Annotated in this window: 9 protein-coding genes; 5 read left to right on the top strand and 4 right to left on the bottom strand. The window is 67.9% G+C overall.

The features are described 5' to 3' along the window. Positions 1–49 precede the first annotated feature (49 nt). Positions 50–2,062, top strand: coding sequence for a cytochrome c oxidase assembly protein (locus tag BN4346_RS39930; RefSeq protein WP_067974682.1), 2,013 nt, complete (start codon positions 50–52; stop codon positions 2,060–2,062). Positions 2,063–2,081: 19 nt separating this feature from the next. Here the strand turns inward: BN4346_RS39930 and BN4346_RS39925 are convergent, their stop codons facing one another. Beyond that, entirely contained in the window at positions 2,082–2,660 is a 579-nt protein-coding gene (locus BN4346_RS39925) for a TetR/AcrR family transcriptional regulator (RefSeq protein ID WP_067974678.1), read from the bottom strand. A gap of 113 nt (positions 2,661–2,773) precedes the next feature. Here BN4346_RS39925 and BN4346_RS39920 point away from each other — a divergent pair, with 113 nt between their 5' ends. Beyond that, positions 2,774–3,604, top strand: a complete 831-nt coding sequence (locus BN4346_RS39920; protein WP_067974675.1) for an SDR family NAD(P)-dependent oxidoreductase — start codon at positions 2,774–2,776, stop codon at positions 3,602–3,604. On the opposite strand, the gene BN4346_RS49130 is transcribed toward BN4346_RS39920, so the two are convergent. From BN4346_RS49130 to BN4346_RS39905, 3 genes are all read right to left on the bottom strand, one after another. Beyond that, positions 3,566–5,488, bottom strand: a complete 1,923-nt coding sequence (locus tag BN4346_RS49130; protein ID WP_167666226.1) for a nitroreductase family protein — start codon at positions 5,486–5,488, stop codon at positions 3,566–3,568. The genes BN4346_RS39920 and BN4346_RS49130 overlap by 39 nt on opposite strands. A gap of 22 nt (positions 5,489–5,510) precedes the next feature. After that, positions 5,511–6,749: an NADH:flavin oxidoreductase/NADH oxidase family protein gene (locus BN4346_RS39910; RefSeq protein ID WP_067974673.1), complete on the bottom strand. Its 1,239-nt coding sequence runs from the start codon at positions 6,747–6,749 to the stop codon at positions 5,511–5,513. 91 nt (positions 6,750–6,840) lie between these two features. Next, positions 6,841–8,187, bottom strand: a complete 1,347-nt coding sequence (locus BN4346_RS39905) for an MFS transporter (RefSeq protein WP_067975061.1) — start codon at positions 8,185–8,187, stop codon at positions 6,841–6,843. Positions 8,188–8,365: 178 nt separating this feature from the next. Here BN4346_RS39905 and BN4346_RS39900 point away from each other — a divergent pair, with 178 nt between their 5' ends. From BN4346_RS39900 to ettA, 3 genes are all read left to right on the top strand, one after another. Continuing rightward, positions 8,366–9,157, top strand: coding sequence for an LppX_LprAFG lipoprotein (locus BN4346_RS39900; RefSeq protein WP_208863255.1), 792 nt, complete (start codon positions 8,366–8,368; stop codon positions 9,155–9,157). Between the two features lie 152 nt (positions 9,158–9,309). Then, positions 9,310–9,774 carry a single-stranded DNA-binding protein gene (locus BN4346_RS39895; RefSeq protein WP_067974669.1) on the top strand — a complete coding sequence of 155 codons (465 nt, stop codon included), beginning with the start codon at positions 9,310–9,312 and terminating at the stop codon, positions 9,772–9,774. A gap of 80 nt (positions 9,775–9,854) precedes the next feature. Continuing rightward, on the top strand, positions 9,855–11,528 hold the full coding sequence (gene ettA / locus BN4346_RS39890) for an energy-dependent translational throttle protein EttA (protein WP_067974666.1): 1,674 nt from the start codon (positions 9,855–9,857) through the stop codon (positions 11,526–11,528). Position 11,529 lies beyond the last annotated feature (1 nt).

Raw genomic sequence — 11,529 nt, 5'->3', positions numbered from 1 at the left:
CGCCCGCCTGGTATGCGGCGCGACGGGCGCGCACCATACGCTGGGAGCCATGACGGCTACTTCGGCGACCCGCGGCCGCGCGGCGATCGTGGTGCCGATGTTGGCCGGGTTGGCGATCCTGGCCGGGTGCATCGCCGCCGGGATCGGGGCACTGTCGTTGGCCGACGCCCTGACCGCCACCGGCCTGCCCGACCCGGGACCGGTGACCACGCTGGGGCTGCCATTCGTGCGGGCGGCCGGCGAGATGGCCGCGGTGCTGGCGGTGGGCTCGTTTCTGCTCACGGCGTTCCTGGTGCCGCCGCAGGAAAGCGGGGTACTCGACGCCGCCGGCTACCGGGCGCTGCGGTTGGGCGCCGCGGCGTCGGGAGCGTGGGCGGTGTGTGCCGCGCTGCTGGTTCCGCTGACCATCTCCGATGTCTCCGGCCACCCCGTGTCTGAGTTCCTCGACCCGGCCACGGCCTGGTCGTTTGCCGGACTGGTCGACACCGCGTCGGCCTGGCGGTGGACCGCGCTGCTGGCCGCGGTGGTGACGCTGGCCAGCCTGCCCGTCCTGCGCTGGTCGTGGACGCCGGTGCTGCTGGCGGGGTCGCTGCTGACCCTGATCCCGTTGGGGTTGACCGGGCATTCGGCCGCCGGCGGGTCACACGACCTGGCCACCAACAGCCTGCTCATCCACTTGGTCGCCGCGGGCCTGTGGGCCGGCGGCCTGCTGGCGCTGCTGGTACACGCGATTCGCGGCGGCGAACACGCCGACCTGGCCGCGCGGCGATTCTCCACCGTGGCGCTGTGGTGCTTCGTGGCGATGGGCCTGTCGGGGGTGCTCAATGCGCTGGTTCGGCTGACCCCCGCCGATCTGCTGACCAGCCCGTACGGCCGGCTGGTGGTGGTCAAGTTCGTCGCGCTGTGTGTGCTGAGCGCCCTGGGTGCCGCTCAGCGGCGCCGCGGGGTAGCGGCGCTGCAGGAAGACCCGAACAAGCGTGCCCCGCTGATCCGGCTGGCGCTGACGGAGGCCGTCGTCTTCGCGCTCACCTTCGGCGTCGCAGTGGGGCTGGGGCGCACCCCGCCACCCCCGCCAGCGGTGCTCAACCCGTCGGTCCCGATGGTCAAGATCGGCTATGACTTCGCCGGCCCGCCGACCGTGGCGCGGATCCTGTTCGACTGGCGATTCGACCTCGTCTTCGGTACCGCCGCGATAGTCCTGGCCGGCGTGTATCTGGCCGGTGTGCTGCGGCTGCGCCGCCGCGGCGACGCCTGGCCCGCGGGCCGCACGACCGCGTGGATGCTGGGCTGCCTGACCCTGCTGTTCGCCACCTCGTCGGGAACCGGTCGCTACATGCCGGCGATGTTCAGCATGCACATGGCCGTGCACATGCTGCTGTCGATGCTGGTGCCGATCCTGCTGGTGCTGGGTGGGCCGACCACGCTGGCGCTACGGGCGCTGCCGGTGGCCGGCCGCGGTGAGCCGCCGGGGATGCGGGAATGGCTGTTGGCCGCGCTGCACAGCCGGGTCTCGCGGTTCCTCACCAATCCGATCATCGCGGCGGTGATCTTCGTCGTCGGCTTCTACGGGCTCTACTTCAGCAGCCTGTTCGACTCGATCGCCGGCAGCCATGCCGGGCACCTCGCGATGAACATCCACTTCATCCTCAGCGGCTACCTTTTCTATTGGGTCGTGATCGGCGTCGATCCGACCCCCCGGCCCGTCTCACCGCTGGCCAAACTGGCGGTGGTGTTCGCTTCGCTGCCGCTGCACGGCTTCTTCGGGGTCTTCCTGATGGGGATGCACAAGGTGCTCGGGGAGTGGTTCTACGGTGCGCTGGGCCTGCCTTGGCACACCGACTTGGCCGGCGACCAGCACCTGGGTGGCGGCATCACCTGGTCGGCAGGCGAATTGCCCCTGCTCATGGTGATGATTGCGCTGCTGGTGCAGTGGCATCGCAGTGATCAGCGCACCGCGAAGCGGCTTGACCGCGCCGCCGACCGCGATGACGACGCCGACCTGGCCGCCTACAACGCGATGCTGGCCGAGATGGCCCGCCGCGACGGGACCGTGCAGCACTGAGCCCAGCGCGGCGACCCGCCTAGGCGATCTGACCGGCCGCGGCGCGTACCGCCGCCCGCACCGTGCCGGCAACGACCTGTGCCGATGAGGTGTCCAGCTTGCCGTCGAGGTGCAGGAATGCCAGGCCGTGCACCAATCCCCACACCGCGTTCGCCATCGCGTCGGAGTCGGCCGATGGAAACACCTGCCGCACAATGGAGTTCAGATACTCTTGGATCGCGGTGACGGCGTCCACCCGTTCGGCGTTGCTCGGGTCGCACTGCTCGGTGAACATCACCCGAAACAGTCCGGGCCGCTCCAGCGCGAACTGGACGTAGGCGATGGCGATCGCAGCGAGGTCGTCCGCCGTCTTCGGTGCCGGATGTGCCGCAACCAGGTCGGTGGCCAGTTCGCGATAGCCCACCGCGGCGATCGCCGACAGCAGAGCGTTCCGGTCGGCGAAATGTCGGTAGGGCGCCGCGGTCGATACGCCGGCGCGGCGGGCGGCGGCCCGCAGCGACAATTCCGTGGCGCCGTTTTCCTCAAGGAGATCCATAGCGGCGCGCAGCAGGGTTCCGGGCAGGTCGCCGTGGTGATAGGTCTTGATCGACGCTGACATCTGTGGCTACCCCGTGTTGACGCCGCTTACATGAGTTCCTAATGTTAGCAGCACGCGCGTGTAAGCGTCGCTAACATAAGGCGCCGCGGCGACGAAGCGAAGGAGACTGTGCAGTGACCTCACCCCGAACGATCGTGATCACCGGTGCCAGTGACGGCATCGGCGCCGTCGCAGCGCGCGCCTTGGCCGGACCGGAGGTCAACCTCGTGGTCGTCGGCCGCTCGGCTCAGAAATTGGCACCGGTCGCCGCCGACGCCGGTGCCACCGCGCTCACCGCTGATTTCGCCGATCTGGACCAGGTTCGGGCGCTGGCCGACCAGATCCGCGAACAGGTCGGCGCCATCGACGTCCTGCTGAACAACGCCGGCGGCACGTTCGCACCGAGCCTGCGTACCGCGCAGGGGCATGAACCCAACTTCGGGATCAACCACCTCGCGCCCTTCCTGCTGACCAACCTGCTGCGCGATCGACTGGCCGCAGCCGGCGGCGCGCTGGTGCTGAACACCTCCAGCGTCGGCAACCGGTTCGGGCACGTCGACCTCGACGACCTGGACTATCGGCGCCGACGTGCCTTCGAGACGCGGGCCTACGGGACCAGCAAACTGATGAACATCCTGTTCACCCGCGGCATCGCCCATCGCTGGGCTGACGACGGGATCGTCTCGGCCGCAGTACATCCCGGTCCGGTCGCGACCAGCTTCGGTCGGGACTCGTGGTTTGCCGGCCTGCTCTACCGCACCCCGCTGCGCCACCTGGCGACCATCACCCCGGCCCAGGGCGCCACCCCGTTGATCGAACTGGCCAACCGCGGCGCCGACCCCGAGATCAACGGCGTCTACTTCGACCGGCATCGCGCCCATGGTCGCGAGAATCGGCAAGCGCACGACCCCAAGCTCATCGACGGGCTATGGGCCGTCTCCGCCGACCTCGTCGGCCTGAACTGATCGCCACGGCTGGTGGCCGAATCGATCGACGTGCACCACGTCGTCGATCGGCGGACGCTGGGTCGGGCCGTAGCGCCCGCGAGCCCAGCCGATCGGAATGATGCACACCGGCACCATCTCGGGCGGTAGCTCCAGCACGCGGCGCGTGCGGCGGACCAACCACAACGGCAGCGTCTGCAGTGAAGCGCCCAGGCCCACGGCTCGACACGCCAGCAGCAGGTTCTGCACCGCCGGATAGACCGAACCGTAGAACGAGGAGACCCTGATCTGCGGCCACCCGACCGGCTGGTGCTTGAGGGTGCGCCGGTAACAGGCGACGACGAGGGTCGGCATTTCGTGTAAGTGCTCGCCCTGCCACTCGGACACCCGCAACTGGCGTCGCGTTGGTTCGTCGGGGGCGGTGCGCCTGGCGAACCCGTTGAGAAGCTTGGAAATCCTTTGATAGCTGCGCACCAGACGCCGCTTCTGCTCGGCGTCGTTCACGACGACGAATGCCCAGTCCTGGCTGTTGGAGCTGGTGGGAGCCTTGAGCGCGAGCGCAAGCACTTCGCGCAGTAGGTCTTCGTCGACCGGGGCGAAGTGCAGCCGGCGGATCGCCCGCTGCGAGCGCATGGCCTCGGCGAGCGGCATGGTCAATCCCGCCAGTGCCTCGGCGGTGGACGAGGGTACGAAGGGCTCCGGGGCCTGGCTCGTCGCGTCCTCGAGGACACTGAATGAGATACCGGCGTCGGTGAGCCGGCGCAGCAGGTTCTCGCCCATCGCAGCGACGGTGGTGAGCTGACCGGAGGTCGGCGGGTTGTCGTCGAACGCCAGGGACATAGCCGACTCTGCCAGCATTTTCGCGGTCTCGCCGTAGCCTGGATCGCCGCCGCGGACTTGGGTGTGCACCTGCTTGCCGCCGCCTTCGCCGATGAAGTCGACCGTGAACCACGAATTGGCCCTCCGCGACTCCGAGGGGCCCTCACCCTGCGGGATTCGGCTGCCGAGCACCCGACGCAGTCGCGGCACCTGCACGGCGGCGACGAACGCGCCGACGCCTGCGAGGGCAGCCGCCAGCGTGCTGGCCCGCCGCAGGCCCGCGTAGTGGGTGTAGGTGAAGTCCGGGCCGTACTCGGCGCGGGCGGCCGCGGATCGCTGCACAATCTGGGGATCGACCGTCGGCAGGGGCAGCAGCCACACACCGAGTTCGGCATCGCGGCGCGGAACACCGACGCGGGCGCGCGTTCGGCGGCCATCGGTGTGCGGTCCGGCCTTCTTGCGCGCCACCTCGACCTGGCGCATCTGCCGCAAGCGCGACAGCTGCGCCAGCGCGGAGTGCAACGTGCCGCCGGAGATCATCATGTTGGCGCGTGCCACGCCGCGGACCGTCAGCGGCACCCCGTCGGGCAGGTGCTGGACGGTGAAGAAGGCGCCCAAATCATGGGGGACGGAGTCGAATCCGCAGGCGTGAACCAGCCGCGCGCCGCTCCGGACGGCCGTGGCGTGGTGGTTCAGATACATCCGGTCGATGAACTCCGGCTCGCCGGTGAGGTCGAGGTAGTCGGTGCCGGCCGCAGCGCACGCCGCCACCAGGGGCTCACCGTGCTCCAGATAGGGGCCGACCGTGGCGATCACCACCCGCGCGGATTCGGCCACCGCGCGCAGCGAGTCCGGATCATTGCTGTCGGCCAGCAGGAGTTGCAGCGTGGCGGCGGCCGGATTGAGGGCAGCGAGCCGGTCGCGCACGGCTTCGAGCTTGGTCTGGTTGCGGCCGGCCAGGGCCCACCGCGCGTCGGCGGGAAGATGGGCGGCCAGATAGTCGGCGGTCAGACCACCGGTGAAACCGGTGGCGCCGAAGATCACCAGATCGAAAGGGCGGCTGGGAGTTTGGTCAGGAATGCTCATAGTCCATTCTTCTTCGGGGCGGTCACGCGGCGCGGGCGGGCAGCCAGCTCTGGTAGCGGCGCAGTGCCCGGCGCCGCAAGACGGCCTCCTGGGCGTAGGCGGTGAACGGATGCACGGTGGGTCGGGGTTGTTTGCCCCTGCCCAGCCGGCGCAGTTGATAGCGGACGCGGGCCATGCCGATGGCTGACGCGGCGGCTTTGTCTTTGACAGTGACCGGGGGGAGTTCGACCGCGGCGTCGGTGCCGGTGCGCCACTTGTTCGGCAGATCGGGATCGACAGCCAGCGCGGTTCCCATGCCGACCAGGTCGATACCGCCGGCGAGGACTTCGTCGGCCACCGATCGGCGGACGATGCCGCCGGTCAGCATCAGCGGCAGCGGGCTGGACTGGGCCAGTTCCTCAGCGAGGGTGAGGAAGTACGCCTCACGGGATCGGGTCCGCTCATCGGCAGCCTGGCCGGTCATGGCGGGGCTTTCGTAGCTGCCGCCGGACAGTTCAACCACGTCGACCCCGAGGGGCGCCAGCAGCCTGATCACCGTCGCGGCGTCGTCGGTATCGAAGCCGCCTCGCTGGAAGTCGGCCGAGTTGAGCTTGACCGCCACCGTGAACGCGGGGGACACCGAGGAGCGGACCGCGCGGACGATGTCGAGCAGCAGACGCGCCCGGTTCGCCAATGTTCCGCCCCACTGATCGGTGCGCTGGTTCGACAACGGCGAGAGGAACTGCGAGAGCAGGTAGCCGTGGGCGGCGTGGACCTCGACCCCGTCGAACCCGGCCTGTTCGGCGCGCCGAGCGGTCTCGGCGAAGCGTGCCACGGTGGCGTCGATCTGCTCGGCGGTCATCTCGACGGGCTGGGCCAGCCGCTTGCTGTTGCGGCCGATATCCACCCGGATGGCCGAAGGGCCCCAGGCGACACCGGGCATGTTGGCCATCACCTGCCGGCCGGGATGGTTGATCTGCATCCACACCCGTGCGCCGCCGCTGCGGGCCGCGGCCGCCCACTGCCGGAACGGCTCCAACGGCGCCTGCGCGTCGAGTACGACGCCCGCCGGTCCGGTCAGCGCCTCGGCATGCACCATCACATTGCCGGTGATGATCAACCCGGCGCCGCCCTGGCTCCACCGCCGGTACAGCCGGAAGAGCGTTTCGTCGGGCAATTGACCGGCGACGGCCATGTTCTCTTCCATGGCGGCCTTGACCAGGCGGTTTTCGATGACGGAACCGTTGGCCAGGCGCAGCGGTGTGAAGATCGTGGCGGGCATCGCACTCTCCGAGCGTGGGTAATGTTAACAGTGCTTACGTCAGCATAGGGGGCGAAGTAAGCGCCGTCAACATTGATCTTCGGGTCTGGCGCTATTCGTGCAGCCCCGCTTCGGCGATCGCCTCGGCCTCCTGCTCGGTGGCCACCGACGGCCCCGACCCGGGTAGGCGCTTACCTGCCGTCTCCGGGGTGAACCACACCGTGATTGCGCCGATCACGCCAGCACCCATCAGGAGGTAGGCCGGCAACATCACGTTGCCGGTTCCCGATACCAGGGTCTCGGCGACCAGCGGGGTGGTGCCGCCGAACAGCGAGACTGAGATGTTGAATCCGATCGCAACCGCGAAATAGCGCACCCTGGTGGGGAACAGCGCAGGCAGGGTCGACGGAGTGGTGCTGTAGAAGCACAGCAGCATGACACCGATGAGCAGCACACCGAGCAACCGCAGCGGGTAATTGCCGCCCTGGCGGATCAACAGGAACGCGGGAACAGATCCCACGATCAGTAGGGCGCTGCCGGTCCATAGAATCGGCTTGCGGCCGATGCGGTCGGACAACTTGGCCAGCGGCAACACGGCGACCAGCATGAACACCAATGCCACCACGATCATGGTCAGTCCGCGGCTGCCGCTGATCCGACCGACCTGTTTGAAGTACGTCGGCAGATAGCCAGTGAGCATGTAGTTGGTGACGTTCTCGGCCAACACCAGGCCCATGCAGATCAGCAGCCCGCGGCGCTGCCCGGTGACGGTTTGCTTGAACTGCCGCCAGCCGTTGCTGTGGTCGGTGTCGTGGTTCTCGTTGAGCTGCTCTAGCTCTGCAAAGGCCGGTGATTCGTCGATGCGCAGCCGCATGTACAGCGTCACCATGGCCAGCGGCACTCCGAGCAGGAATGGGACCCGCCAACCCCAGTGCAGCATGTCTGAGACCGGTAGTTGGGTTTTGAGCAGGGTCACCACCGCGGCGCCGGTGATGTAGCCGCCGAGTGTGCCCAGCGGCAAATACCCGGTCAGCGCGCCGCGACTGCGATCTGGGGCGTGTTCGCTGACGTAGGTCATCGCGCCGACGTATTCGCCGCCGGTGGAGAAGCCCTGCATGATCTTGGTGACGATCAGCAGGATCGGCGCCCACACGCCGATCTTCTCGTAGGACGGCAGCAGTCCGGTCACGGTCGTGCCGATCGCCATCAGAGTGACGGTCATGACCAAGACCCGCTTACGGCCGATGCGGTCACCGAGCGCGCCGAAGATAATGCCGCCGAACGGTCGAACCGCGAAAGCCGCCGCCAATGTTCCGAACGTGGCGATCAGGCCGACGGCGCTGGAACTGTCACTGGGGTAGAACACCTGCGCGATGGTGGTCGCCAGGAACCCGTAGATCCCGAAGTCGTACCACTCCATGAAGTTGCCCACGGCCGTGCCGGCGATCGAGCGCTGCATGGCCGCCGGGTCCGAGACCCGGATGTCGTCGCGTGCCCAGGTGCTGCGGCTCGTGTGTTCACCGCTGCCGGACCGGCCTTTGGTACCCACCGCAAGCAACGTATACCAACCGCGCGCTTACTTCTCGTCGCCGCCGCAAGAGCTGCCCGGCGGGCTGGTGGCCTCTACGATGGCGGGCATGCGCAGGCTCCCGGGCGTCCTGACCGTGGTCAGCATCGCCGCTGCCCTGGTCGCCGGGTGCTCGTTCACCCCCTCCACAAGCCTTCCGGCGGTTGCGTCGTCAACCGCGACGACGCCACCAACCTCGTCGGCTCCCTCGGCCACGTCGTCATCGACGACGGCATCGTCGGCGAAGAAGTCCACCGAGCCCCTGCCGGACGCCGCGGCGATCCTGAAGGAGTCCAGCGCCACCACCGCCGAACTCGCCAGTGTGCACCTGACGCTGGCGGTGACCGGCAGCATGGAGAACATGCCGGTCACGGCGCTTGACGGGGACGTGACCCAGCAGCCGGGCCCCGCCGCGAAGGGCTACGCCAAGATCGCCTACCGGGGCGCGCCGGCCTATGTCGCGTTCGTGGTGTTCGGCGGCGATTTCTACGTGTCGCAGGATCGCGGCCGCTGGGTCGACTACGGTCCGGCCGCGAAGTTCTATGACGCGGCGAGCATCCTGAGCCCGGACACCGGGCTGGCCGGTCTGCTGACCGATTTCGTCGATCCCGAGGTCGAGGGCCGCGAGACCATCGATGACGTACACACCGTCCGGATCAGTGGCGAGGTGTCGGCCGAGGTGGCGCAGAAGATCGTGCCGCAGCTGCAGGCCACCAAAAGGACCGCCTGCACGGTCTGGATCGAGGAGACCGGCGAGCACCACCTGGTTGCGCTGAAGCTGGCCTCCGGCGACGACAACGCCGTGGCGATCACCTTCTCGAACTGGAATGCGCCGGTGACCGTCGGCAAGCCGCGGACCTAAGCGTCCGCCAGGGTTATCCCCAATCCGAGGTTCTTCCCCAGTTGCCGTCGTGCGCGGCGGCCGGCCCGGCGTCCTTGTCGGGCCCGGCCGGCCCAATGGGTGCACCACCGGCGAGTCCGTCAGGCCCGCCGCAACCAGGAAGGAAACATCGAATGTTCGAGACAACGCTGACCGTGATCGGAAACATCGTCAACGACCCGATTCGCCGTCGGGTGGGCGAGCACGAACTGATCAAGTTCCGGGTCGCCAGCAACTCGCGCAAGCGTGCTGCTGACGGCAGCTGGGAGACCGGCAACTCGCTGTTCGTGACGGTCAACTGCTGGGACAGGTTGGTCACCGGGGTGGGAGCGTCGCTGAGCAAGGGGCTGCCGGTGATCGTGGTGGGGCATGTCTTCACCAGCGAGTATGAGGACAAGGACGGGGTTCGCCGGTCGTCGGTGGAGCTGCGTGCGACAGCGGTTGGCCCCGATCTGGCGCGGTGCGCGGCCCGGGTGGAGAAGATCATCGCCGCTGGACCGGACAATCCGCCTGCTGCCGCCCAGGCCGAGGAGGCCGACGACCCGGATTCCGCCGGGGAAGCCGTCGACGCCGATGAGGGGATGGCGCTCACCGCCTGACAGCAGCCGACGGCGGTGTCGGGCTACCCCCTAGGATGGTCAGCGAGCAAATTCGCGAGACCAGGAGGCGACACCCCGGCATGGCTGAGTTCATCTACACGATGAAGAAGGTGCGCAAAGCACACGGCGACAAAGTCATCCTCGACGACGTCACGCTGAACTTCCTGCCCGGCGCCAAGATCGGTGTCGTCGGTCCTAACGGCGCTGGTAAGTCCAGCGTCCTGCGGATCATGGCCGGGTTGGACAAAGCGAACAACGGAGACGCGTTCCTAGCGCCGGGCGCCTCCGTCGGCATCCTGTTGCAGGAGCCGCATCTGGACGAAACCAAGACCGTCCGGGAGAACGTCGAAGAGGGCGTGCCGATCAAGGCCAAACTCAATCGGTACAACGAGGTCGCCGAGCTGATGGCCACCGATTACACCGACGAGCTGATGGAGGAGATGGGCAAGCTCCAAGAGGAACTGGACGCCGCCGACGCCTGGGACATCGACTCGCAGCTCGAACAGGCGATGGACGCGCTGCGCTGCCCGCCGGCCGACGAACCCGTCACCCACCTCTCCGGTGGCGAGCGCCGGCGGGTGGCGCTGTGCAAGCTGCTGCTGAGCAAGCCCGACCTGCTGCTCCTGGACGAGCCGACCAACCACCTGGACGCCGAGAGTGTGCTGTGGCTCGAGCAGCACCTGGCCTCCTACCCGGGCGCGATCCTCGCGGTCACCCACGACCGCTACTTCCTCGACAACGTGGCCGAGTGGATCTTGGAGCTCGATCGCGGCCGGGCTTACCCCTACGAAGGCAACTACTCGACCTATCTGGAGAAGAAGGCCGAGCGCCTCGAGGTGCAGGGCAAGAAGGACCAGAAGCTGCAGAAGCGGCTCAAGGACGAACTCGCCTGGGTGCGTTCGGGTGCCAAGGCCCGCCAGGCCAAGAACAAGGCCCGCCTGCAGCGCTACGACGAGATGGTCGCTGAGGCGGAGAAGACCCGCAAGCTCGACTTCGAAGAGATCCAGATCCCGGTCGGCCCGCGACTGGGCAACACCGTCGTCGAGGTGGAGCACCTGGACAAGGGCTTCGAGTCGCGCCAGCTGATCAAGGACCTGTCGTTCACGCTGCCGCGCAACGGCATCGTCGGCGTGATCGGCCCCAACGGCGTCGGCAAGACCACCTTGTTCAAGACGATCGTCGGCCTGGAAGAGCCCGACAGCGGCACGGTCAAGGTCGGCGAAACGGTCAAGTTGAGCTACGTCGACCAGAACCGTGCCGGCATCGACCCGAAGAAGACGGTCTGGGAAGTGGTCTCCGACGGCTTGGACTACATCGAGGTCGGGCAGAACGAGATCCCGTCGCGGGCCTATGTCTCGGCGTTCGGGTTCAAAGGCCCCGATCAGCAGAAGCCTGCTGGCGTGCTCTCCGGTGGTGAGCGCAACCGGCTGAACCTGGCGTTGACGCTCAAGCAGGGCGGCAACTTGATCCTGCTGGACGAGCCGACCAACGACCTCGATGTCGAAACCCTCGGTTCACTGGAGAACGCCCTCGAACAGTTCCCCGGTTGTGCCGTGGTCATCAGCCACGACCGCTGGTTCCTGGACCGCACCTGCACCCACATCCTGGCGTGGGAGGGCGACGACGACAACGAGGCCAAGTGGTTCTGGTTCGAGGGGAACTTCGGTGCCTACGAGGAGAACAAGGTGGAACGACTCGGTGCCGAAGCGGCGCGTCCGCATCGAGTAACGCACCGCAGGCTCACCCGCGACTAGG

Origin of the sequence: Mycolicibacter icosiumassiliensis (assembly GCF_900078685.2) — a bacterium.
GTDB lineage: Bacteria > Actinomycetota > Actinomycetes > Mycobacteriales > Mycobacteriaceae > Mycobacterium > Mycobacterium icosiumassiliensis.
Note: the sequence above shows the minus strand (reverse complement) of the source record. Positions and strands in the feature narration are given on the sequence as shown.